26 protein-coding genes are annotated in these 23,295 nt (G+C 31.6%); 13 read left to right on the top strand and 13 right to left on the bottom strand.

What is annotated here, in order from left to right; genetic code table 11:
- Positions 1 to 128: 128 nt before the first annotated feature.
- The 3 genes from IPK88_15350 to IPK88_15340 form a co-directional block, all read right to left on the bottom strand.
- The gene (locus tag IPK88_15350) at positions 129 to 422 is read right to left on the bottom strand and encodes a hypothetical protein (protein ID MBK8244799.1); all 294 of its coding nucleotides are present in this window, start codon (positions 420 to 422) and stop codon (positions 129 to 131) included.
- Between the two features lie 40 nt (positions 423 to 462).
- A complete protein-coding gene (locus IPK88_15345; protein MBK8244798.1) occupies positions 463 to 774 on the bottom strand; it encodes a hypothetical protein in 312 nt (103 codons plus the stop codon).
- A gap of 88 nt (positions 775 to 862) precedes the next feature.
- Positions 863 to 3,415 (bottom strand): T9SS type A sorting domain-containing protein, encoded by a 2,553-nt coding sequence (locus IPK88_15340; GenBank protein ID MBK8244797.1) that lies wholly within the window; start codon positions 3,413 to 3,415, stop codon positions 863 to 865.
- Positions 3,416 to 3,603: 188 nt separating this feature from the next.
- Between IPK88_15340 and IPK88_15335 the strand changes: the two genes are divergently transcribed.
- From IPK88_15335 to IPK88_15295, 9 genes are all read left to right on the top strand, one after another.
- Positions 3,604 to 4,179: a hypothetical protein gene (locus IPK88_15335; GenBank protein ID MBK8244796.1), complete on the top strand. Its 576-nt coding sequence runs from the start codon at positions 3,604 to 3,606 to the stop codon at positions 4,177 to 4,179.
- Positions 4,180 to 4,209: 30 nt separating this feature from the next.
- A complete protein-coding gene (locus IPK88_15330) occupies positions 4,210 to 5,514 on the top strand; it encodes an amino acid permease (protein ID MBK8244795.1) in 1,305 nt (434 codons plus the stop codon).
- A 68-nt stretch (positions 5,515 to 5,582) separates the two neighbouring features.
- The gene (locus IPK88_15325; protein MBK8244794.1) at positions 5,583 to 6,023 is read left to right on the top strand and encodes a GNAT family N-acetyltransferase; all 441 of its coding nucleotides are present in this window, start codon (positions 5,583 to 5,585) and stop codon (positions 6,021 to 6,023) included.
- Between the two features lie 86 nt (positions 6,024 to 6,109).
- Positions 6,110 to 7,963 carry a DUF4375 domain-containing protein gene (locus tag IPK88_15320; GenBank protein ID MBK8244793.1) on the top strand — a complete coding sequence of 618 codons (1,854 nt, stop codon included), beginning with the start codon at positions 6,110 to 6,112 and terminating at the stop codon, positions 7,961 to 7,963.
- A 120-nt stretch (positions 7,964 to 8,083) separates the two neighbouring features.
- On the top strand, positions 8,084 to 8,605 hold the full coding sequence (locus tag IPK88_15315; protein ID MBK8244792.1) for a hypothetical protein: 522 nt from the start codon (positions 8,084 to 8,086) through the stop codon (positions 8,603 to 8,605).
- A gap of 294 nt (positions 8,606 to 8,899) precedes the next feature.
- Complete coding sequence (locus IPK88_15310; protein MBK8244791.1) at positions 8,900 to 9,169, top strand: hypothetical protein; 270 nt, start codon at positions 8,900 to 8,902, stop codon at positions 9,167 to 9,169.
- Positions 9,170 to 9,234: 65 nt separating this feature from the next.
- Positions 9,235 to 9,468: a hypothetical protein gene (locus IPK88_15305; protein ID MBK8244790.1), complete on the top strand. Its 234-nt coding sequence runs from the start codon at positions 9,235 to 9,237 to the stop codon at positions 9,466 to 9,468.
- Between the two features lie 5 nt (positions 9,469 to 9,473).
- Entirely contained in the window at positions 9,474 to 9,878 is a 405-nt protein-coding gene (locus IPK88_15300) for a hypothetical protein (protein ID MBK8244789.1), read from the top strand.
- A 45-nt stretch (positions 9,879 to 9,923) separates the two neighbouring features.
- Positions 9,924 to 10,757, top strand: a complete 834-nt coding sequence (locus IPK88_15295; protein ID MBK8244788.1) for a T9SS type A sorting domain-containing protein — start codon at positions 9,924 to 9,926, stop codon at positions 10,755 to 10,757.
- A gap of 99 nt (positions 10,758 to 10,856) precedes the next feature.
- On the opposite strand, the gene IPK88_15290 is transcribed toward IPK88_15295, so the two are convergent.
- Genes IPK88_15290 through IPK88_15280 form a run of 3 tightly spaced genes read right to left on the bottom strand, consistent with a single transcriptional unit; the run spans position 10,857 to position 12,022 of the window.
- Complete coding sequence (locus IPK88_15290; GenBank protein MBK8244787.1) at positions 10,857 to 11,066, bottom strand: hypothetical protein; 210 nt, start codon at positions 11,064 to 11,066, stop codon at positions 10,857 to 10,859.
- Positions 11,067 to 11,117: 51 nt separating this feature from the next.
- Positions 11,118 to 11,477, bottom strand: a complete 360-nt coding sequence (locus IPK88_15285) for a hypothetical protein (protein ID MBK8244786.1) — start codon at positions 11,475 to 11,477, stop codon at positions 11,118 to 11,120.
- Positions 11,478 to 11,494: 17 nt separating this feature from the next.
- Positions 11,495 to 12,022, bottom strand: a complete 528-nt coding sequence (locus IPK88_15280; protein ID MBK8244785.1) for a hypothetical protein — start codon at positions 12,020 to 12,022, stop codon at positions 11,495 to 11,497.
- Between the two features lie 377 nt (positions 12,023 to 12,399).
- On the opposite strand from IPK88_15280, the gene IPK88_15275 reads away from it, so the two are divergent.
- Together IPK88_15275 and IPK88_15270 are read left to right on the top strand one after the other, a co-directional pair.
- Complete coding sequence (locus IPK88_15275; protein ID MBK8244784.1) at positions 12,400 to 12,672, top strand: M15 family metallopeptidase; 273 nt, start codon at positions 12,400 to 12,402, stop codon at positions 12,670 to 12,672.
- Positions 12,673 to 12,860: 188 nt separating this feature from the next.
- Complete coding sequence (locus IPK88_15270; protein MBK8244783.1) at positions 12,861 to 13,577, top strand: hypothetical protein; 717 nt, start codon at positions 12,861 to 12,863, stop codon at positions 13,575 to 13,577.
- A gap of 60 nt (positions 13,578 to 13,637) precedes the next feature.
- Here IPK88_15270 and IPK88_15265 read toward each other — a convergent pair whose 3' ends face one another.
- From IPK88_15265 to ysxC, 6 genes are all read right to left on the bottom strand, one after another.
- Entirely contained in the window at positions 13,638 to 13,952 is a 315-nt protein-coding gene (locus tag IPK88_15265) for a hypothetical protein (protein MBK8244782.1), read from the bottom strand.
- Positions 13,953 to 14,669: 717 nt separating this feature from the next.
- Positions 14,670 to 15,719, bottom strand: a complete 1,050-nt coding sequence (gene selD / locus IPK88_15260; GenBank protein ID MBK8244781.1) for a selenide, water dikinase SelD — start codon at positions 15,717 to 15,719, stop codon at positions 14,670 to 14,672.
- Positions 15,700 to 16,755 carry a tRNA 2-selenouridine(34) synthase MnmH gene (gene mnmH, locus IPK88_15255; GenBank protein MBK8244780.1) on the bottom strand — a complete coding sequence of 352 codons (1,056 nt, stop codon included), beginning with the start codon at positions 16,753 to 16,755 and terminating at the stop codon, positions 15,700 to 15,702. Before mnmH ends, selD begins: the two co-directional genes overlap by 20 nt.
- 15 nt (positions 16,756 to 16,770) lie before the next feature.
- Entirely contained in the window at positions 16,771 to 17,313 is a 543-nt protein-coding gene (locus tag IPK88_15250) for an exonuclease domain-containing protein (protein ID MBK8244779.1), read from the bottom strand.
- Positions 17,314 to 17,328: 15 nt separating this feature from the next.
- Positions 17,329 to 19,035, bottom strand: coding sequence for a 1-acyl-sn-glycerol-3-phosphate acyltransferase (locus IPK88_15245; protein MBK8244778.1), 1,707 nt, complete (start codon positions 19,033 to 19,035; stop codon positions 17,329 to 17,331).
- A 166-nt stretch (positions 19,036 to 19,201) separates the two neighbouring features.
- Complete coding sequence (gene ysxC / locus IPK88_15240; GenBank protein MBK8244777.1) at positions 19,202 to 19,798, bottom strand: ribosome biogenesis GTP-binding protein YsxC; 597 nt, start codon at positions 19,796 to 19,798, stop codon at positions 19,202 to 19,204.
- Positions 19,799 to 19,882: 84 nt separating this feature from the next.
- Here ysxC and IPK88_15235 point away from each other — a divergent pair, with 84 nt between their 5' ends.
- Entirely contained in the window at positions 19,883 to 20,521 is a 639-nt protein-coding gene (locus tag IPK88_15235) for an outer membrane beta-barrel protein (GenBank protein MBK8244776.1), read from the top strand.
- Here IPK88_15235 and IPK88_15230 read toward each other — a convergent pair.
- Positions 20,518 to 21,576, bottom strand: coding sequence for an ABC transporter permease (locus IPK88_15230; protein MBK8244775.1), 1,059 nt, complete (start codon positions 21,574 to 21,576; stop codon positions 20,518 to 20,520). The two genes, IPK88_15235 and IPK88_15230, sit on opposite strands and share 4 nt — an antisense overlap.
- 56 nt (positions 21,577 to 21,632) lie before the next feature.
- Between IPK88_15230 and bshC the strand changes: the two genes are divergently transcribed.
- Positions 21,633 to 23,285 carry a bacillithiol biosynthesis cysteine-adding enzyme BshC gene (bshC, locus tag IPK88_15225; GenBank protein ID MBK8244774.1) on the top strand — a complete coding sequence of 551 codons (1,653 nt, stop codon included), beginning with the start codon at positions 21,633 to 21,635 and terminating at the stop codon, positions 23,283 to 23,285.
- The last annotated feature ends 10 nt before the right edge of the window (positions 23,286 to 23,295 follow it).

Raw genomic sequence — 23,295 nt, 5'->3', positions numbered from 1 at the left:
GTTAAATGGTTTGATTGTCTTTGAGAATAAATTTTAGCAAACTTAAAATGAACAAAATAAAAATGGTCATCTAATTTTAGAAAATGTTGCAATCCAATATTAGAAATGTAATCATTCATCTGTTTTAATTATCTAAATCCTTCCTTAAGCATAAAAATAGATATCGCAAGGGTAGGAATTACGTGAAAAACAGCAAGCAGCATACTGGACATAAGATTTGCTGATGTCATTTGTCCTTGACTATTTAGCATAATACTGTCTAATACAATTCTCCCCACTGAATAACTGGCCCACACTATAAATATCCAATTGATCCAAAAATTAAATTTCAATAATATACCTGGCATCTCAGTTGCACTAATCTCGAAATATAAAAACACGCCGATAATAAAACACATAAAACCAAAACTAATGAAATTCATAAATACAATTTTAATAATAACATAAACGCTCTATATTTATCTAATGCCAATTGGTACTTTTACCACTAAACAATACAACCCCTAGCCATAGTAAATAGGGTAGTGCAATGAGCAATGGAATCGAACAGACCATAATAGCCATGGTGCCTTTTTCATGATTCTTCAAATATAAACTTATAATGATTATCAACAACATGACCATTAACAAAGATGCCCAAATTCCAATCTGCCTTGTTCCCGGACTGGAATTTCTTCCAAACATCATTAAAAGAAATTCTTGGTGTCCAAAAAGCAAAATAAGGATATCTACAAGCCAGATGATCCAAAATAAAATAAGTGAAGTTTTAGACATAGAATTTACTTTTTATCTTGGTATGAATTAATGAATTGAACACGAGTGCATGGTCTGCTAAAAGCATATTTAATTTCTCCAAAAAATATTAGTTTACAATTTGAATTTTCTTGATTTCATTTCCTTTAGCGCTTTCCAATCTTATGAAATAGGTTCCTGATTTGAGTGGAATTCCATTATTGCCTTTAGCATTCCACTTGATATCCACATCACCTTGTTTCAATAACCCTTGATATATTTCAAAAATTTTATTTCCTGAGAGATCATACAATGATAAATTTCCTTTTTGAGTTTCATTTATCTTCAAGTTTATAATAGCTTTATCATGTATTGGATTTGGATAAATCTGCATAACCCCCGAATTATTACCAACATCTTCAAGATAAGTAGGAATACCAAGATCGAATTTGTACATTGACCTACCATATGTTGCAGCCACAAGCATTCGAGTTGGATGATGAAGTGTGAGGTCTGTAATGGGTACGTTAGGTAGTGAATCGCCCAAAATAGACCATATTCCGGTACTTGAACCTTTATATACTCCAACATCACTAGCAACATAAAGCGTTGAATGATCAATCGGATCAATAACAATATCATTCAGTGGGGCTTCAGGCAGATTCCCTGATAAATCCATCCAGTTTATACCACCATCTATGGTTTTATAAAGATGTGATAGGTATTCGTTTTTTCTAAAACCTGATAATGTAATATATGCAATGGAAGGATTCTGAAAATCCACAGCAATTCTTGTTACCCATCTGACGGGTAAATTGGTTGATATTTTTTTCCAATTCAAACCTCCATCTGTTGTTTTCCAAACATTGCCATCATCTGTTCCAGCGTAAATAACTGAACTATTTCCAGGAGCTACTGCTATACAAGTCAATGTACCAATATTATTGCCTCCATTGCCATTGGTCAAATCAGGGCTGATTACATTCCAAGTCACAGCACGATCTATAGATTTATACATTTTATTCGTTCCATAATAAAGTATCTGAGGATTACTTGGATCAAACACTACAGGTGTATTCCAATTGGTTCGGTCAGAAGTATTAATCCCTGTTTTAGCTTTTTTAAAATTAGTTCCTCCGTCAACAGATTTAGACAATTCACCATACTGACTTTCTGCATAGATATATGAATTATTTATGGGATCAACAAGCACAACAAGACCATCTCCACCAATGATGTCATACCAATCATTAGATTTTCCTGTTGTCGTTCTAATGACATTATTGTCCTGAGCACCTCCGTAATACCGATTTGGATTTTTAAAATCAACATCGCAGGTATAAAATTGGGTAATTGGTAATTGATTCATATGGGTCCAATTGATCCCTGCATTTTGGGAAATAAAAAGCCCGCCATCGTTGCCTAATACTACAAAATTTGAATTTTTTGGATGAACATAAATACTGTGATGATCCACATGGATATTAGCCCCAATTTCCCGCCAAGTCAACCCACCATCAGTAGACTTATGCAACTCATAACCTATGGCAAAAATAATATTTGGATCTTTTGGATCCACACTAATTCTTCCGAACCACCAACCATAGGATGCAAACAAATTACTCAGGCTTGAATCATTAACTCGGGCCCAACTGGTTCCCCCGTTAATTGTTTTATATATCCCTGTAAAATATCCTATTTTATCAGAATAAATGGCATAAAGCACATCCGGATTAGATTCAGAAATAGCCAATCCGATTCTACCTGAGTTGGTGGTTGAAATGGGCAAACCATTGTTGTGTAATTTCCAAGTAGTCCCTCCATCTAAAGATTGATATATATTACAAGATTTTCCTCCATAAGTTCTCCTATTTAATGTCCGCACTCGCTCCCACATGGCAGCATACAAAATATTTGGATTCTTAGGGTTTATTACAAGATCAATTCCTCCTGTTGAATCAGAAACATAAAGTACTTTTTCCCAATGTGCACCACCATCAATAGTTCTAAAAACACCTCGTTCAGAAGAATTTCCATATAGATCACCCATCCCGGCCACAAATACATTTTGCACATTTTTAGGATTGATTACAATACGACCCGTATTTCTAATCTTCTCTAAGCCAACATAAGTCCAAGAGTTACCTGCATCTATCGACTTAAAAACACCTGAGCCATCATAAGTAGTTGAACCACCACCCGCATTGGCTTCACCTGTGCCCACATAAATAACTTTAGGATCTGAAGACGCAACGGCTAAATCACCAATCGAAAGACTGGATTCATTATCAAATATAGGTAACCAACTGGTTCCTGCATTGGAGCTCTTGAATACACCACCAGTTGCTGTTCCAGCATAAATGGTTTGTACATCAGAAGCATGCATTTCAACATCCGTAATTCTACCACCAATATTAACAGGCCCAATAAACTCCCAACTTTTAAGCGGACTGTTGGCTCTATAGTTTTGTCTAAATTGTTTAGCCTGAGTTAATGCTACTTTATAAGCCTCGTAATTGATGTTATCAAATGGGAATGCCCGTTGTTGATAAAACCAATCGGCAGGGTAGTGTTCTGCGGTATTTTCTTTAGGTTTAGAAATCGTTCTTGCAAACCAAAAAATGCCTACTGAAACAATAATTACAAAAAAGCAAAGATAATATTGAGAATAATTGAATTTCATGAGTCAAATTTAGCCAAATATATAAGATATATTGTTATAATTATTTTGAAGCGTATGAGTAAATATTGAATAAATGCACTCAATCCATGAAATTATCAATTCCAAATAATATATTGCACGAAAATTTGAATAACATTTGAACCCATTTTAAATAATATTATAATTAAGTGGCCAAAAAAATCAGTATAATGAATAAAACCTTCTCCATAATTGGCTTCATTTTATTCAGCTACACATGCTATGGTCAGGAGTTAACCTTGTCAAGTTGCAATGATTTAAAATTATTTAAATCAGGATCAATCTATGAAGTGGTACTTGCCGAAAGTCGAAAAACTAAAGCTAGGAGTTCTAGAACATTAATTGGAACATTAAATTCAGTAAACTCTGATAGCATAAAATTTGATGTAATACAATTAAAAACAAAAACAATCTCAGAAAATACAAATATCATAGGAGTCATTCAATATAATAATAACGATTTACAAATGACTATATCTCCAAATGAAATTTATTATTTAAAAAATTATAAATCACATCATAATAGAACCCAGAAAAATACACTTAGAATAGTTGGTAGTTTGTTTATGATATCCAGCATGGCCACCTTTCTAAATTCGATAATCGTCAGTCATGATGCAAGTAGAAATAAATTATTTATATCAGGGGGCATCCAAAGTGGAATAGGTTTGAGTTTAATTATTTTAGGTACTTCCAAGCGATACTTATTTAAGGACACAAAAAAAACTTGGACGATTTACCAATAAATGTATTGCATACCTTAATGATTATAGACTATGAGTAATCCTAAAAAAGAGGAAGGTTTAAAACGCGAAGTTGATGTAGCTGGGCTTACTTTAACCATAGTCAACGGTACTATCGGCGCTGGGATCTTTGCATTACCTGCTATTATAAGTATAGCATTAGGTGCTTTTGGTATTTTTAGTTATTTGTTTTGCAGTATCATGATGGCCGCTATCCTGTTGTGTTATGCTGAAATAGGAAGTCGTATAACAACAAGTGGAGGCTCATATGCTTATGTTGAGGCTGCGTTCGGAACATTTCCAGGTTATATCATTAATTGGTTATATTTTTTTGGTTGGAGTGTCTTGGGAAGTGCTGCGTTGATGAATATAATTGCTGATTCTATGGCTACCATGTTTCCCATTTTTTATAATTCACTGGCACGAGCTTGTTTCTTTTTTATCATCATAGGATTCATAGTATTGGTCAATATTCGTGGCGTCAAACAAGGCGTTAATTTTATTAAATGGATCACGATCATTAAACTATTTCCATTATTCGCTATTATTCTATTTGGTTTTAGTAAGGTGGAGGCAAGTAATCTATATTGGAACGAATTACCATCATTAAAAACCTTTAGTAACACTGCGCTCTTATTATTTTTTGCATTCGCAGGTTTTGAAACATCACTCAGTGTTAGTGGCGAAATAAAAAATCCAACAAGAACCGTACCCTTAGGTATTTTATTTGGAGGTTCAATAGTTTTCATTATTTATGTGTTGATTCAAACAGTGGCACAAGGTGTAATAGGGTTACAAATGGAAGCATTTAAAGCAGCTCCACTAGCAGCAGTTGCGGGACAGTTGATTGGTCCGATAGGCGGAACAATCTTATTGATAACTGCCATCATATCGACTTTTGGAAATGTCAGTGCCGATGTGTTATCAACACCTAGGTTATTATTTGCTGGTGCGAATGATGGTATATTTCCAAAATTCCTAACTAAAATTCACGCCAAATTTTTCACACCACATATTGCTGTAATTACATATGCAAGTTTGATTTTCCTTTTCTCTATAACTGGTGGATTCAAACAATTGGCCAGTCTGGCGAGTGGCGCTATTTTAATTGTATATCTTTCTGTTATATTAGCGGCTATTAAGTTAAGGAGTAATCCAAATGAAGATAATAATAAAAAATTTAAAACACCCGGAGGGCTCATCATACCCTTTATTGGTATTGCCAGTATTATTTGGTTGTTGACAAGTTTAAGTACAATAGAGATGATATCCATCGCGATTTTCATAGCATTAACTTGTGTGAGCTTTCTAATGATTAAACAAATTCAAAAGAAATAAATTAAATTTTAAAATTATGGGGTTTTAAAATTACAAAAAACTTAATGCTTGATATAAAATTAAAAGGAATGATCATTAGGGAAGCACGTGTAGATGATATCGACCAATATATGCTAGTAAGGATGGCCGTAAAGGAGAACATCTTAAGCAATCCTACATTGGTCACTCGGAAAGATAATGAAGATTATTTAACACAATTTGGCAAGGGCTGGGTTTGTGAAATAGATCAGCGAATTGTTGGATTTGCCATTGTTGGTTTAAAACAACACAATATTTGGGCCTTATTTGTGCATCCGGACTTTGAAGGTCAAGGAATAGGTAGACAGCTTCACGACATTATGCTCGACTGGTATTTTGATCAAACGCAAGAAGCTGTTTGGTTAGGAACCTCGCCCAATACAAGAGCCGAACAATTTTATAGAAAATCCGGCTGGGAAGAAATTGGAGTGCATGGGAAAGGGGAGATTAAGTTTGAAATGACTTATGATCGTTGGATTAATAGAATATGATTAATTCTTTTCCTAAAATAAATTAATTAACTTTGAAGAACAATTTGTTTATACATTCTTGATTCCAGTTTTATTCAAATGAATTTATGACCTTATACGATCCAAATATTAAAGAAATTTCATGGCAATCTGTAGTCCGTCAATTATTTATTATGGGATTAATGATCATGATTTATTACTTAACTGGATTTTCTAAGCCATTTATTTATGGCTGTGCCACATACACTCTATTATCTTTTATACTTAGAACCGTTGTTCCTCAAAGTCATAATAAAGGAGTGAGACTTATTAAAAAAGAAAAATATGATGATGCTATTCAATGCTTTCAAATGAGCATCAATTTTTTTAATAAAAATAAATTACTTGACAAATTTGGCTTCATATTTTTGTTAAATTCATCAACAATGACCTACGAAGAAATGGGAGTTTGCAATATAATATATTGTTTGTGTCAGTCAGGTGAGAGAACAAGAGGTGCTGAAATGTATCGGCAATTAATTAAAGATTTACCCAATATAAAGAAATATATATCCTCTAATTTGACTGCAACTAAAGTTAATCTTGAATTATATCAATCTGATTCAATTGAAATTATAGATTCTTTGAATAATACTATCAATGAATCCATTGAAAGAAAAATAGAAGGTGATCTATTTGACACTATTGACGAAGCGCTACAAGTAAGGCCTGAAATTTCGAAAGTAGATTTTTACAGACTCCATGCCATGGAATTTAATTGGATCATTTTAGAACCAATATCGCAGATGGTAACTGACTATAATGAAAGACATACGAAAATATTAATAGATTCAATTAAAATAATTTCAGCTGAACAAAAGTTATTATACTTTTGGTGGTATCTGGATGGCCAAGTAGGTAATGGCGGATTCAGTCAATTTATATATAATGGATATGACCGCTACTTTCCAACAATATTAAATGGTTTAAAATTATTACCTAACCAAAGTTATTACAATTTAGTTAAAAGCGTATATAATTACTATTTAAATTCTGATTTACACAATTTCGATAGAAACAACTTAAACTATTTTGAAGATAAATTTTATGAAAATAGTATATTATCATTGGCAGATTCTAAGTACTACAAACTTAGTAAACAATTATATTCAGACATTGAAGAATTCATTAGACTCAATCAATCAAAATTTATTCAGCCAATTGATGAAGATTTTTCAGGCATTGCTGAATATAGAAAGGGAGAAATTTATGAAACTTTAGAAGTAAAAAATGGAATTGCTAATGGGCAATATAATAAATATGAGAATGGAATTATTATTGAAGATATCACATATGCCGATGGTCAAATAAAAAGGGAAAAAATGTATATCAATGGATTGCTTTCAACTGATTATTATATGGATGAAACAGATTTAAATTTAAAGCATTCTTTTGAATATTATCCGAATGGCAATTTAAAACAATATAGAAAGCAATTAGTATCTGACGAACATAATAGTAATCTTATTTTTGAAGATGTATATCATGAAAATAAAATTATAAAATCTGAACATCGATTAGATAATAATAATGTCATTCACATTAAAAAATATTTTACATCCGGAAAAATTAGAAGTTATAGAAAACTGTATAATAGATATGATCCAAACGTAGAAAGATATGATGAATTTATAATATGCTATAATGAAAATGGAAAACAAATACTATTTGAAGGAAATGGAATTTTCGAAGATTTACATGAATATGAATATGGCAAAACTTTCTATAAACATATATATGTATGCAAAAATTATTTAGCACATGGAAAATCTAAACTCTATAAAAATGGAAAATTAAGTTTAGTATCAAACTATATAAATGGCTTTGAAGATGGAATAACCATTGATTATAATGAAGATGGAAAAGAAGAACAAAGAAGGGTCATGAAAAATGGAAAAATGATAAAAAGAATTGAAAGTTAAAAGCAAAATATTTAAGAAAAAATGATACCACCCATGTTGAACTTTAAATATTTAATTATAAATTTCCTTGTTCTTTTGTCATATTCCGTATTTGGTCAAGAACAAAGCAGAATCTATGTCATGCTTAACTCATATATTGAAAAATTAAAGGCCAACAACATAACAGATATAGGGTATTTTAATGAATCTTGTGCTGGATATTATAGAAACAGAAGAGATTGTGACGATTATGTTATCTATGAAGAAACATTTTTATTTTGGCGAACAGGTAATCAAACTTTTGTGAAGAAATTTGATAGTTGCTTTGAATATGATGACCTATTAGTTACAGATACCTGTTTTTTTGAATATTACAATGCCAATAGAATTGATATTAAGAATGATGCAATAAAACAAATGGAAACTATGATCATTGAAGGGAAGGATACTTTGTATTACATTTCGCTTGTAGATCATACTTGCAAAAGAATTATTTCTATTTTCGATCAATTGGATAATATTGTAAAATACTCAAATGACTATGATTTGGAAAAGAAAAATATTCACTACATATACAATCATAATCTAAAACTAGTGACTTGGGAAAAACAAATTAAAAGATTGACATCAAAATTAAATAGTGAATTCAAAAGAATTAATTAATCAAATGCCTCAGATATTTTATATGATTTAGTAATTATCTGTTGAAGTACACAAGTCGATTTTTCAACATTCAAAGGATAGGGACTGGCTTGAAAATAGTATGTTAACAACAAAAATGTCTCTTTTCAACTCTTTATAAAACAAAGACCTAATATTATATAGCAGCTTAATTATAGCAGTAATCCTAAAAATCTCTAAATTGATATTAATTTTTATGTTTTATTAATATCCATTTGTATATTGTGGTTCATTCATTACCATATTATAAATCAAGCCAAATAAAATCAAGCCAATATGAAAAATAAGAAAATTAAATTCATCCCATCCGCATCCATTTATGCCCTAATTCTACTTTTAATAGTCGTTTGTTCCACTGGACTTTTAGCTCAATCAGGTAATACCTTTGTTGGCTCAAATGTCTTTACTGGCGGTGTAGGTCTTGGAACGGTTATAGCCGTCATTCTATCTTGGTCAAGAAATCAATCCATTTTATGGGCGATATTTCATGGCATTTTGAACTGGATATATGTCATATATTACGCTATTACTCGAGAAAAGAACTAATTTTGACTTAGTCAAGTTTCGATATTAAATTAAAGGAGGTTTACAAGATTTAAAATCACAATAACATGGAACAAAACAACAACCCCACTCAAGAAACCTTAGACCAATGGCACAGTGATCCTGCAAATTGGAAATTAGGCATTTTCTATTATAATAAACAGGACAAAAGACTCTTTCCACCCAAGAGAATCAAGCAACTGGGTTCTACCGTCAATTTCGCCAATCCTAAGTCTATCATGGCACTAATGGTATTAGTGGCTGTTATTTGGATGGTGATCAAATTTTATAAATCAATGTGAATATAATGAAAAATTTCTTGACTTTAATATTAACAACATTCCTATGGAGTGCTTGTGAAAAAACAATTGAACCAAAAGTTATTCCTCCAGATTACTTGATTGGATCCTGGATCAATCCTATTGAATCGGATTCAACCTATACATTTACCAAAGCCAATGAGTTAAAAAACCAAGAATATGGGATTACTTTTAATCCAAAACCATCCTTTATTGAAAGAAAAAATGTAAGTTGGTGTGCCACTCATCCAATTTACTATGGAGATTTTAACGGATCCTGGTCTAAATTGGGAACAACTATAGATATAAAAGTCCCTTTTTGGGGAGGTATTGCTGAATATCAATGGGAATTAGTCTCGGTTGATCAAAATACTTTGACCATTCATGTATTGAAAGAAGATTATCATCGATAATTCAAATCACTTATTAGTATCATTTTTCTTCATGTAACAACCCTAATGCAAAGGAAAATACCAATAATATATTCCATACTGATATTTTTTGCCAATCAGTTTTTGTTTGCACAAGAAATCAAAGTGGTGATTGTTGATTCCTCCGGACAAAGAGATTCAGTTGTATTTGGTTTCAATCCAAATTCAAAAATAGGGGAGGACCCTAATTTAGGAGAAATTAACTTGCATGGCACACCCATGAAACCATTTGAGATTAGAATAATCCAAAGAGATTCTTCAAGTTATTTTAACTGTGATTCAAATTACATTCCCAGAAGAGAAATTTATGCCAGCAATTTCGATTCTAAAATTAATATCAAACCCTTTGACCTTAACAATATTCAATCAAGAACTTTTGAAATAATAATTAAAAGTAAAAACTTAGCGAAAATATCATTTTCAAGTGAGTTGATAGATTTGGGCCTAGGAACAGATTATGAATTATGCCATGATACTTGCAGTGCATGTGTAATCATGGAAATACTTCAATCCACAAAAGAATTTGATCTAATGTCGTTTAACCCTAGATTAATACAATTGCAAAAAATCAAACTCATTTCACAGAACATTAATACAGCTACTAAACTTGAAAAAATTTCTAACAATTACAAGGTGTATCCAATTCCTGCAAAGAATTACTTTTGGGTAGATAATCCTGAATTGGATATTTTGCAAATTGAGGTCTTTGATCTTTTTGGGAGAAGTGTTATAAGAAAAGTTAGCAATAACAATGAGTCTGCTATTAAAATTGCAATTAATGATATTATTAATGGGTCCTATTTAATTAAAATACGAACCAGAAAAGAAACTATAATCAGACAATTAATAGTAGCGAATTAATTATATCAATAATGTTTTTAGAAAATATATAAAATTTGAGGAAATGACTCATTAAATGCAGTTTGTTATACAATGGATGAAAAACAACTAGAAACATTTCTATTTAATTATTTTAAGATAAGTATAGCCACACATCACTGTATCAACATATCTTTTATCATTTGGCTCTTTTTCAAAACCGGTTAATTGGAGTATTCTAATATTCAGTATACCAACAGGCACAGAATATTTCATTGTCTTTTCAGCTCCTCCATTGATTGTAAAAGGAATATTTCCAGTTACTTCAACGTAATAAGAATCTTTTGTCATGTTGCTAAAAGAATAATGTGTTGTTTCGCTTAATTGTGTCGTAATATAGTACTAAACTCCAATTTTCAATGGCCCTGAAGAAATAACCCCCAATTTATTACTTAGGCACTCTGAAATAATAGTAAAAAAATATTCATGATCTGATAAATTCTCAATGTTCACAGTTCCATTTGAATCAGTAAAATAAATAGTAGCATTACTTTCATTTTTCCAATTTTCAATTGATGAATAAAAAAATACAAAAGCGTGAGGTATATTAGCACCGAATGGATCAACCGTCGTAATGGTCAATTTAGTAGGGTTTGTTATATAATCTTCACTATCATTATTACATGACAAGAGGAATAATAATATTAGACAAATACCTGTAATTTTTATTATATTAAATATATTTCTATTGTTTTCGAACATTCCACTCAATAAAATAATTAACGAAAATCTACTGTTGTTATTTCACCACATTTAACAATTGCATAAATTGTCGTATCCCTAGGCACTATTTTAATACCAGTTTTTTGCACAAATCTTAGTTTATGTTCTCCTACACTAACAGTATTTAGAAATTTTACAGAATATCCTTTAGGCAAAAATTCAAAACCTAAACCATATGATTCAAAATAATACTGATCTTTTGTTAAATTATTAACTATTAGTGTGGATTGCTCAAACATTGTAATCCCAATGTTTATTGTATTAATAGTTACATCAGTAAGATCAATAAAATTTTGCCTTCCATAATTATTTAAACATCCTGAATTTATCAATACAAAATACCTTCTTTGTGACAAATCCTGAATTAATAATTGACCGTAAGTATCAGTTTTGCCTTCATATACAGCATTCAAATCATAATGTTGATCGTAATAATTTAAATACAATTTCACTTTCGCGTCAGAAACTGGCACAAGCCTGTTTATTGCTAAAGAGGTGATAGGATCAATTGCTGTTATTTTCAAATTTATAGTATTTGAATTATCATCTTTGTTACAAGATGTTAAGGCAATAAAAAAGAATAAATTGAATAAGTATTTCATATGTTATATTAATCCAACATTGACATCAATACAAATATAGCAATAAAAGATTCAAAATAGCTTACAATTACTATTTATTTAATAAATATTTCGAAAATCCAAAATAATATCCATACAAAGCTTCTCAGAAAATATTTTATCAAAAACGTTGTGTCAATCGAATAATAATCTGGAGGGCTACAAGACCCAAGAATATAATAACTAATATACATGTAACTAAACTTTGATTCTCCTTTGAGATCCAATCTTACAACGAACAAAAATAAGATCTATCCTAATTATAAAATAACAAATGACCCATCATAAATAGGGTCAAAGGGGGAGAATCAAGTCATAATTTTGGTACCGTCATCGATGTGGTCCCTATTATAAATGGTAATGCAGACTGGAATACTGACTGGAATATCATAGCCAAAATAGGGAAGGAGTTAGGGTTCTCCTGTGGAGGGGATTGGAAATTCCTCAAAGATAAACCACATTTTGAAATGAATTTTGGCCACAGCTTAGCCGAACTAAGATCTAGATATAATCAAGGGCTTATAAGAGACAGATACGTCATTCTAACAGCCTAAAGGAAGCGATTTTTGTAGTTTAGTCATCCACTTAAGGCCTTGGTAGAAATACCAGGTTTTTTTTTATTTGGAAAATGTTTATATTGTGACTTGCAAAATAAAATCTTTATATGGTCCAAGATGTAATTGATTCTTTTAAAAGTAACTTTAAACAAAAAGTCACAAATCCTTTTTTTGGAACTTTAATATTGATTTGGATTTTTAAACATTGGGTAGTTTTTTATGCAATTTTTAACTTCGACCAAGACTATACACTTGAAAATAAAATCAATTATATAAATAGTAATTTAAAAATTGATGATTTAGCAATTAATATTTTATTAGATGTTGGTTTGACTTTTCTTGTTATTTTCGTTTCATATGTATTGATCAATATTTCCAGATTAATAGTTAACTTTTTTGAAAAAATAATCACACCATGGATTTACAAGTTAACCGATAAGTCAAGTATTGTTTTAAAAAGTGAATATGATAAACAAGTATCTTTATTTTCTGATTTTAAAGAAAGATTTAATACTGAAAGAGATAAACGATTAAAAGCCGAAATCCATATTCAAGAATTAGAAAAAGGCTTACTTGATTTAAATATTCAAATTAATCAAATGCATGATTCCCAAATTCAAATAAACCAAGAAAAAAGTAAGTTTCAATTAATTGTAAAACAAATTAATCAACAAGGTTTATTTAGTGAAATTGATTCAATGATAGATATTATTGAAAGCAAAACAGATATAGCAACAATTAATGATTCTTTAAAATTTTTTACCAAATTAAATTTAATAAGAAAGTTACCTTCCGCCAAACCAAATTCAACTCGCATTGAATTTACGGAAACAGGACGAAAATTCAAAGAATACTATATTGACAATTATATATTAAATAAACCTTCAGAAATTCAATCTTAATAACTAAGTGTAAGCCATTTATTTACGATCTAAATTTAGATTCATTAGTTAATTTAGCAATTATGCTTTAAAATGAAGATAGTTATACCATAGTTTAACATCATCCTTAAATTGCGGAGCTTTCAGAATAATTTCATTTACAAATTCTTCATTTGTATAAGCAATATTTTGATGAGATCTAGAAATAACTATGAGATTATTTAATTGATGCACATTAATATCATAATTATTGTGTTTATTTATTTCAATCTTCAACGTCTCAATAAGCAATTCTAGATATTCATCCTTTGATTTAAAAATTTCATAAAATGGTCTTCGTTGAGTTACTTTTGAATTGGGTAAAGATAAAGATTTTAGTGTTCTAAGTTTTGGCATAATTTTGTCTTGTTGTAACACAAAGTTAGTAATATTTTCATTAATTAATTTAAGAAGCCAATTAACGTTTACAAAATGTAAACGCTTTGTTTTGGGATATTATTAGATCATAAATATTAATATATATTTAATACTTTCATACGTTAATATATCAAGAATAGTGTAACCAAATTCCCTTTCTATATATCAAAACGCAAATTGACTATTTCGACTAGTTACCCCCAATTCAAAACAGAAGCTCTTGAAAATCTTACAGAAATGTATGTATCGAGCTGTACTAATTCTATAGAAGTTTTGGCCCCAGAGCAGGAGTGCAAAGCGAAATTTTACCTTTATTTGTGCAAACTCCTTCAGAAATCGTACAAATAACACTACGACGACCTTCTACCTATAGAGTTTTTTTTTATCCTTTGAAATAGGTTAGGATCTCATGTTGAGAGTACTATTTTAACCTCTTTGAATTGCACTTAAGTCTAACCTTACTTGTGATTAAGTTTTTCTCGAATTCTTTCAAATTCTTAAACTCCACGATAAGTAATGGTTATCAGATATCAGATTGGTTAATAATTTTTTGGAAATCCCATAATTAAGAACTGGTATATTACAAGAGCCTTCCTTGGAGTATAAGTTGCTATTTAACATCGATAAATTTCGATACTCTTGTCCCATAATTTATATTATGTTAAGTTGCGTTTAGACCATCTGTAGGGCCTTTCCTTACATTATAGTCAAAACTAAACGTTCATTAACTGAATCCTTAGTTCTCATTTGCCCTATCAGATGTGGCTCTATTTGGTTTTCATTTAATATCGTTTCAAATGTCTGTTTTGATAATGGATCTATTGCAATCAACAATCCTCCGCTGGTTTGTGGGTCAGCTAAAAGTTTAAACCATTCAGAATTTCCAAGTGCCACTTTATGACCATATGATTTCCAGTTTCGATGAGTTCCGCCTGGAACAGCTCCCTGCTGTATATAGTCCAAAACACAAGGATCCAAAACGGGCAACTTAACATAATGTAATAAAGCATTTAAATTCGAGGCTTCACACATTTCTATAAGATGTCCACACAAACCAAAACCTGTGACGTCTGTAATGGAATGAACAAAAGGTTTGCTGCCCAATATTGCACCTATGGAATTGAGTTTCAGCATGGATGTTTTTGCAATATCCTCATGCCCTTCAGATAATAATGATTTTTTTTCTGCGGTAGTTAAAACTCCAACACCAAGTCCTTTGGTCAAGTAAATCAAATCTCCATCTTTGGCCCCTGCATTCGTTTTTAAATCTGAAATCTTAACTTTACCTGTGACTGCTAATCCAAATATCGGTTCGCCAGTATCAATACTGTGTCCGCCAGCCAATGGAATTCCTGCTTCTTTGCAGATAGATCGAGCTCCTTCAATAACTTGTGCCGCAATTTCGGGTCCTAACTTATCTACCGGCCATCCTAGAATTGCAACAGCTAAAATAGGTGTTCCACCCATCGCATAAACATCACTGATGGCATTGACTGAAGCTATCCTTCCAAAATCAAATGGATCATCTACTATGGGCATAAAAAAATCAGTGGTACTAATGATAGCCGTACCATCTTTTAAGTCCAAAACCGCGGCATCATCTTTATGTTCATATCCCACTAATAAATCGGGATGATGTGGATGATTCTTTGAAGCCAGAATTTGATCTAAGATGGCGGGTGAAATCTTACATCCACAACCAGCACCATGACTATATTGGGTAAGTCTAATTGTTTCTTTGTTCATATTCTTTTGAATTGATAAATTGTATTAATTCGTCTGCAATATCCTCATTTGTTTTAGATTTCAAATTAAAAACAATGGGTGGTACAAGCTTTGGCAACTTAAAACTGTAATCATAACACGAATCATAATATTTTAGTGCAATGGCTGCAGCATCACGGTACTTAAGTTCATGAATAAAATCCAGAGCTTTTTTTGTATCGGCAGGACCTATTCTTTTTTGAATTTTATTAAATGATAATATCAATTGATCATTGTTATTCAACTGGTAATTTTTTATCAGATGATCAAGTCTGGTTTCAAAATCTATATCAATATGAATGATTATGGATGCTTTCATTTTACTCCACATAGATTCCGGAATAAAATTTTTTCCAATATTCTTACTTTCATTCTCTATCCAAATGGGTTTTGAAATATCCATTTTTAATACTTCAAAAAATATATCATTCTCAAATTGCTCATTTACTTTTTGGTCACGCTCCCCTATCCATCCGAATGCTGATCCTTTATGATGTGCCAAAGCTTCAAGGTCAATGACTTGTTGTCCTTTGTCTTTTAAATGTGATAATATAGCTGTTTTTGCAGATCCTGTGCGCCCTCCTAAAATAATGAATTGCATAGCGGGATTTGAACACAATGAATTGGCATACTGCCTGAATGCTTTATATCCACCACTTAACAATTGCACATGAAATCCAGCTAAATCCAATAACCACGCTAAACTATTGCTTCGTTTTCCACCGCGCCAACAATAGATGCCGACTTTTCTTGAAGGGGCTATTTTCTTTACCGCCACAACCATGTCATGCATCTTAGGTCCAATAATTTGAAGACCTCTAAGGAGTGCCTGTTCCGGATTTATTTTTTTATAAATGGTACCAACTTCACTGCGCTCTTCGTCATTAAATAATGGAAAAGAAATTGCACCTTCAATGTGACCTTTTTTATACTCAGATGGCGATCGTACATCCAGCAATGGAATGTTTGATTCCAAAACTGCAATTAATTCTTCCGGTTTAAAATAACTTATAGACATCTTGGCTTTCAAAAATTAATACGACCACTCATCAATATAACGAACAATTATTTTTGATAAATTATAAGCGTCAGACAATGCTCGATGAGCTTCTCCTTCAAATTCAAGATTTAATAATTTAAGGGTTTTAGCTAAGCCATTAGGTTTTGAAATATTACGTCTCGAATGATACTGAGATTTTACATCTACATAAGGTCTAAACCATGAAACATCATACCTGTGAATATCACTATCTGATTCTATCATCATAAGATCTTTACTACCCCAAGCACAAAAAACATAATCCTGATCCGGAATTTCTGCCCATTCCATAAATTCATCGAATACTTTCGGAAAAGATTTAGCAATATCAACATCTGATTGTTGTATTGAAGTTAAATGCCTACAATATACACTCAGCGTAGGATTCAATACAGGCTTTATAAATTTTGAAAAAGTTTTTTCAATTTCTCCATAAGGATTAACAATGCATGCACCAATTTCAATAATTTCACTTCTATGCTGTTGTGGATTAATATCCCAACAGGTGGCTTCTAAATCAAATACTAAAAATTTCATGAGTGTATTTAGGTATTAATCGGCAAGTTCTTCTTGAACCAATGAGATATGATCCCAAATAATCATGTCCTCTAATTTAAGATGGCTTAATTTATTATGATAAAATAATAAACTTAAAAAATCTTCACTGATAAGTCGTTTGAATTGATCAATAACTAAAGGACGTTTTATATGATAAATTCCTAAATTCCTGATCCCATCTTCTATGACCACATCCAAATCTTGAGTTAACAATTCAGGAAGGATCAATTTTTCTTCTTGATTAAGTTTTATTAATAACGCTATCACTTCTTTACACAATTGTTTAAAGGCACGTTTCGGGAAAGCAAATTCTTCTTCAGGTAATTGAACTAAACTGTAAATATCTTGCCCTGGATTCATTCGAATGAGTAATTGAAATGCACAATAAGCTACTAAATGCGCTGGAAGTATATAATTAGATTTATTAAATTGCTCAACAATTTTTTCGCCCAATTCTTTAGTATAAATACTTTCACGTTGAGAATCAATTACAAAATCACCCTGCCGAATAAAGTAATCTTTCAAATCTATAATTTTACCGCTATGGCCTATGCTTTCTGCTTTATCTGTCAAATAATTTCCGAACACATCCATAGGTTTTCCAAAACTCATATAAACATGTGATCCTTTAGTAAGGAATCTGCGAATGAAACTAAAATATTGTCCTATTGAACTTGCACGATCACGAGCTGTGTATTTCTCTTGACCCGTTGATTTTAAGTGCTGCAAAATCAAAGATCTGGCTTCTAAAACACTTTCATAAGTTAATACCACTGGGACTAAAACAATTTTTCTGGATTCATTATTTTCAATTAATTGCCTTTGAGCTAACAATAAGGAATTCAATAATCCCAATTTTAATTTGTTTTCTATTTCGCCAGATCGTGAACGTGTGCCACCTGGAAAAAATATAGTGTGCACACCGCGCATTACAGATAATTTGGAATAACTAGAGAGTGTTTGTAAATAAATGAGATTCTTCTTTCTTCTATCGACTCGATAAGCACCAAGACGATTCATAAAAAAACCAAAAAATTCCGAATCATACAAGTTCAATCCAGCGCCGTATGAAAAAGCCGGAAGTCCCGTAATCGAATCTATCATATACCCTACAAGAATGGAATCTAAATTACTGGAATGGGTAGGCACCATGACTATGGTATGATCTTTAGATAATAATCTCAATTGATCAATTTCTCCATTAATTCGCATTACAGAGAGCAACTGTTCTCTTTTCTTCGCCGTAGACTTAAAGAATGATTTACCCAGTGGATAAAACATGGTATGAAAAAATAATGTAAGCAATTTGCGTGCGAACAAAAAGGTTTTATGATTGAATTGCCCTGTAATCTCAATAGTATAGCGTTTAATTAATCTCGATACGGATTCCATGTTGCGATCCGTCTTATTTGAGAATTGATGATTATCATTGTATTCATTTTGCAATTTCCTAAAAAACTGCATTTCATTTGGAGGATCCGCCTTCCAGGGATTTGATTTGATTCTTTGTTTTTCTTGATATATGGTTTTAGCTAATGTTTGATCTAAATCTTCCGGTGAATATTTACTAAAAAACTGAATGACATCGTTGCTTACTTTCTTTATAAATGAATCGCGATCTTGACTGAATTTATAAATAGGCCAATCTTCCAGATTTGGCAACAAATGTGGATATTTCTTGATATTGGGTTCATTGGACATGCCTATTGAATTTTGATTAACGCACCAAATTTATAAAAAATAAATCATATGAATCTTGCCAAGTCTATAATACAAAACCAACTTAAGACAATTATACTTAATTATACTACAATTACAAATTATAATATATAAAATTTAAATTTCAAACAAACTTATACAAATAGAATTATTGATTTATACAAATATCCAATACTTCAAATATAGCCTCCTTCCCTATTGTTTTTTCGACGCTGGTTAGGATTATTGGTGGTAAATTATCCCAGGTCTCGAGTAATTTTTTTTGATAGGTGTCTAGATTTTTTTGGAGTTCCATTTTTTTACATTTATCAGATTTAGTAAAAAGTATAGTAAATGGAATTTCATGTTCTCCGAAGTATCCAATTTTCTCAAGATCAATCACTTGTGGCGGTACTGAAATATCTACCAATAGAAAAACATTCATTAAGTTCTCTCGCTGAACTAAATATTTATTTATTTGACCTTGCCACTTTTCATGAATGGATTTAGATACTTTAGCATATCCGTACCCAGGCAAATCCATAATATTATAGCTTTTATTATTGACCTGGAACAAATTAAATTGCTGAGTTTTACCCGGCATGGATGATATTCTAGCTAAATCCTTACGGTTCATAAGGTAATTGATCATAGAACTTTTTCCTACGTTCGATCTCCCCCAAAAACAAAATTCAGGAACGGCTGACTTTGGAACTTGGTCAAACTTAGGAAATGATCCATAAAATTCGACATCATGTATGACCATAGGAACGTTAAGCTAATCTTAATATGATAAAAAAATAGAATATAACTTGCTGAATAACCGTTATTTTACATAAAAGTTCTAATTATGGTTCGATTTCTTTTAACCTCAGCTGTTTGTTTATGCTTGTTAATGCCTTTGAGCGCTCAACTTTCAGGCGGGCTATTATTGGGTATTTCAAGCGTTTCCATCAAGCCTAAAACCTTTATTTATAAAGACGAATTAGGCAAAGACGCTGTTAGTTTTGGCTTCAAAAAGGCCAATTATGGATACCATTTTGGAGGATTCCTCAGATATCAGGCTAAAAGCTTTTTTATTCAACCCGAAGTCGTTTTCAATTCAAATACAACAACATTTACCTATAAAGTTCTTCAAGCGCCATTCAATGCTGATTCACTTCTTACAGAACGATATCAACGATTGGATATTCCCGTATTGCTAGGTATTAAAGTTGGGATATTAAGAATTGGAGCTGGACCTGTAGCCCATATTTTTATTAATAACAAATCGGAACTAAGAGATATTAAAGGCTATGATGACAAATTTAAATCGGCCACTTTTGGATATCAGATAGGCATTGGTTTTGACATCCAACGTATTTCTTTTGATCTTCGCCATGAAGGAAATTTTACGCATTTTGGCGACCATATCACCATTGACAATCACACCTTTGATTTTGATAAAGGCGAGTCTAGATTAATGGCTACACTCGGATTTAAATTTTAAGAAGGCAATTTAATTCTTGGATCGAACCACCGATATAATATATCCGTGATCATGTTAATTCCTACAAAAATAATGATCGCAAATATACATGTTCCCAATATTAAAGGGACATCATATTGATTGATTGCTGTAATCGTCAACATTCCCAGTCCTTTGTAATTGAACACATATTCCACAAAAAATGCTCCGGTTAATAAGGACGCAAACCAACTACTAATTGTAGTCAAAATTGGATTGATTGCATTCGGCAATATGTGTTTAATCATCAACAACCATGGTCTGATCCCTTTAGAACGTGCGGTTCTAATATAATCAGCACTGATCACATCCAATAAAGAGGCTCGAGTCATTTGACAAATCATAGCCACGGGTCTAATGCCCAATGCCAGAGCAGGTAAAATAACATTCGCCCACCTTAATTCAACATTGCCAAAATCATCAAATTCATATAAACTGCCTTGAATGGGCAAATGAGTAAAATGCCCTAAAACAAATGCAAAGATTACGCTTACTACTATAGCGGAAATATAACTTGGTATCGCATATCCCAAAGTACAAAACGCAAGTATATAACGATCTATAGCTGTATTGTAATTAAATGAACAAACGGCTCCTAAACTCATGCCAATCAAAACAGAGAGGACTATTGCAATAAAAGATAAAATTAATGTTGATGGCAATGCATCAGTAATTAAATTCCATACAGATACTGAAGAAGCATAGGATTTCCTGAAATATGGTTTCTTCAATATAACAAGTTTTTCCTGTCCCTTATATACGCTTACATAGCTATAATCTTCTAAGCGTAGGTCGCTAATGTTCAAAAATTGAATCGGGGACAAATCTTCGAAATATTTAAAGACTTGGACGGATAAAGGTTGATCTAAAAAATATTTCTTCTTATATAATGAAACGGTAGTTTCATCTGAACGCTGTCCAAAACTTAATCGAGCAGGATCCACTGGTGCCATATAAATAATGGTACAAATAATACCAGATATCACCAATATAGCAATTAAACCAAGAAAAAGCCGCTTTAATATGAAAACAACCAAGAATATGAATTTTGATACAATGATATTTAAATTTATTGATATCATACCATTAATAAATGCAAACAATAGCTCCTATCTTTGCAAAAAACCGGAAATTCTTAGTGAAACCATTTAATGTAAAAATAGAACACCTTAATCCCACTCAATTTCAAGAATTTAGGAAATCGGATTTAGAATATTGGCAGTCGCCAGAATTGTTTATTAACTGGATAAACAATCTTCCTGACCTAGATCATATACTCGAACAGATTGAATTGAAAAAAACGAATTTCAAAAACAGATCTCAACTCGTTGATATGCTCCTTCAGCAATATTCTGGTTTTTCTGACACAGACCCAATTTTTAATCAAATAAACAGGTTGTCATCAAACAACACCTACACCATCTTGTGCGCGCATCAGCCTTGCCTATTAGGTGGTCCATTATTTTGGTGGTATAAAATTGCGAATACGATTAAATTAGCTTCGATCCTCAAGAATAAATTTCCAGAATACTCCTTCGTACCCATTTATTATTCAGGAAATGAAGATCATGATTTTGAAGAAGTCAATCATTTTTCTGTATTTCAACAAAATATTCAATGGGTTTCTGAGGAGACTGGCGCAGTAGGCAGATTTAAAACAGATGGCTTAAAATCAGTTTTTGAAACTTTAAAGAATTTATTTGGAAACGACCCCGAATCACTGCACATAATTAATCAATTTACTTTACAAGCAGCAGACTGTAAAACTTACAAAGATTTTTACAGACATTTTGTACATCAGATTTTTGGAGCTCAGGGTCTGATTTATTTTGATCCAGATGATGCATCTGCCAAATCATTGATTAAAGATATTTTGAAAGCAGAATGCTTGAATCAATTGATCGTAAAACATACAGAACAAACGATACAGGAATTAACTAAAATCAATTACCCAATTCAAGCAGCACCACGTCCTATTAATTTATTTTACTTAAAAGATCAATACAGAGAAAGACTCCTCTTTGAAAATGATTTATATGTTACTGTAGATTCTAAATACAAATGGTCTAAGGAAGAATTGATTAAGGAGATAGACCATCATCCGGAATATTTTAGCCCTAATGTATTGGTACGTCCTTTGTACCAAGAAACCCTTTTTCCAAATATCATGTTTGTTGGAGGTGGCGCTGAAATTTCTTATTGGATGGAATTGAAGCAAGTTTTTAATTCTATGAATCTGACCTATCCATTATTACATCGCAGAATCTCAGGATGGATCATTCCCGCAAATATTCAATCAAAAATTAATAAATCCATTTTAAAATATTCTGATTTTACTCAATCTGCTATCGCCTTAGAAAAACAATATTTAGAATCGACCTCTACCCTACCTTCAGCAATAAAAAATGTAGAAAATGAATTACACAAAGTACTCCAACAGTATGCTGTTTTAAGTAATACCATCAACGATTCTACCCATGCTTCGACCCTCGCAGAAATAGCTCGTATAGAAAAACTAACTGAAGGACTAAAGCATAAAATAATTAAGGCTGAAAAACAAAAATTTGATGAACAACTCCAAAAAATAATTAAAATTAAAGAACAACTATTTCCAAACAACGGACTACAAGAAAGAAATCAGTCAGGTATTCAATATTATTTACAATATGGAAAATCTTTCATTGATGAACTTATTGATGCAATAGAATTCAACAATAAAGAAGTTATAATTTTTTTGGAAGATTAGATTAATAATT

Source organism: Candidatus Defluviibacterium haderslevense (assembly GCA_016712225.1).
Classification (GTDB): Bacteria; Bacteroidota; Bacteroidia; order Chitinophagales; family Saprospiraceae; genus Vicinibacter; species Vicinibacter haderslevensis.
The sequence above is the reverse complement of the archived record's forward strand: the minus strand, read 5'-3'. Positions and strand labels throughout refer to the sequence as shown.

Excerpts from the sequence above, each read along its gene's own strand:
- IPK88_15310 (MBK8244791.1), top strand. The coding sequence starts at position 8,900 with ATGAAAAATAAGAAAATTAAATTCATCCCATCCGCATCCATTTATGCC.
- IPK88_15320 (MBK8244793.1), top strand. The coding sequence starts at position 6,110 with ATGACCTTATACGATCCAAATATTAAAGAAATTTCATGGCAATCTGTA.
- IPK88_15295 (MBK8244788.1), top strand. The coding sequence starts at position 9,924 with ATGCAAAGGAAAATACCAATAATATATTCCATACTGATATTTTTTGCC.
- IPK88_15250 (MBK8244779.1), bottom strand. The coding sequence starts at position 17,313 with ATGAAATTTTTAGTATTTGATTTAGAAGCCACCTGTTGGGATATTAAT.
- IPK88_15245 (MBK8244778.1), bottom strand. The coding sequence starts at position 19,035 with ATGTCCAATGAACCCAATATCAAGAAATATCCACATTTGTTGCCAAAT.
- IPK88_15330 (MBK8244795.1), top strand. The coding sequence starts at position 4,210 with ATGAGTAATCCTAAAAAAGAGGAAGGTTTAAAACGCGAAGTTGATGTA.
- IPK88_15335 (MBK8244796.1), top strand. The coding sequence starts at position 3,604 with ATGAATAAAACCTTCTCCATAATTGGCTTCATTTTATTCAGCTACACA.
- mnmH (MBK8244780.1), bottom strand. The coding sequence starts at position 16,755 with ATGTCTATAAGTTATTTTAAACCGGAAGAATTAATTGCAGTTTTGGAA.
- IPK88_15315 (MBK8244792.1), top strand. The coding sequence starts at position 8,084 with ATGCTTAACTCATATATTGAAAAATTAAAGGCCAACAACATAACAGAT.
- ysxC (MBK8244777.1), bottom strand. The coding sequence starts at position 19,798 with ATGGTCATACATGATGTCGAATTTTATGGATCATTTCCTAAGTTTGAC.
- IPK88_15340 (MBK8244797.1), bottom strand. The coding sequence starts at position 3,415 with ATGAAATTCAATTATTCTCAATATTATCTTTGCTTTTTTGTAATTATT.
- IPK88_15235 (MBK8244776.1), top strand. The coding sequence starts at position 19,883 with ATGGTTCGATTTCTTTTAACCTCAGCTGTTTGTTTATGCTTGTTAATG.
- IPK88_15305 (MBK8244790.1), top strand. The coding sequence starts at position 9,235 with ATGGAACAAAACAACAACCCCACTCAAGAAACCTTAGACCAATGGCAC.
- IPK88_15300 (MBK8244789.1), top strand. The coding sequence starts at position 9,474 with ATGAAAAATTTCTTGACTTTAATATTAACAACATTCCTATGGAGTGCT.
- IPK88_15350 (MBK8244799.1), bottom strand. The coding sequence starts at position 422 with ATGAATTTCATTAGTTTTGGTTTTATGTGTTTTATTATCGGCGTGTTT.
- bshC (MBK8244774.1), top strand. The coding sequence starts at position 21,633 with ATGCAAACAATAGCTCCTATCTTTGCAAAAAACCGGAAATTCTTAGTG.
- IPK88_15290 (MBK8244787.1), bottom strand. The coding sequence starts at position 11,066 with ATGACAAAAGATTCTTATTACGTTGAAGTAACTGGAAATATTCCTTTT.
- IPK88_15325 (MBK8244794.1), top strand. The coding sequence starts at position 5,583 with ATGATCATTAGGGAAGCACGTGTAGATGATATCGACCAATATATGCTA.
- IPK88_15345 (MBK8244798.1), bottom strand. The coding sequence starts at position 774 with ATGTCTAAAACTTCACTTATTTTATTTTGGATCATCTGGCTTGTAGAT.
- IPK88_15265 (MBK8244782.1), bottom strand. The coding sequence starts at position 13,952 with ATGCCAAAACTTAGAACACTAAAATCTTTATCTTTACCCAATTCAAAA.
- IPK88_15285 (MBK8244786.1), bottom strand. The coding sequence starts at position 11,477 with ATGTTCGAAAACAATAGAAATATATTTAATATAATAAAAATTACAGGT.
- selD (MBK8244781.1), bottom strand. The coding sequence starts at position 15,719 with ATGAACAAAGAAACAATTAGACTTACCCAATATAGTCATGGTGCTGGT.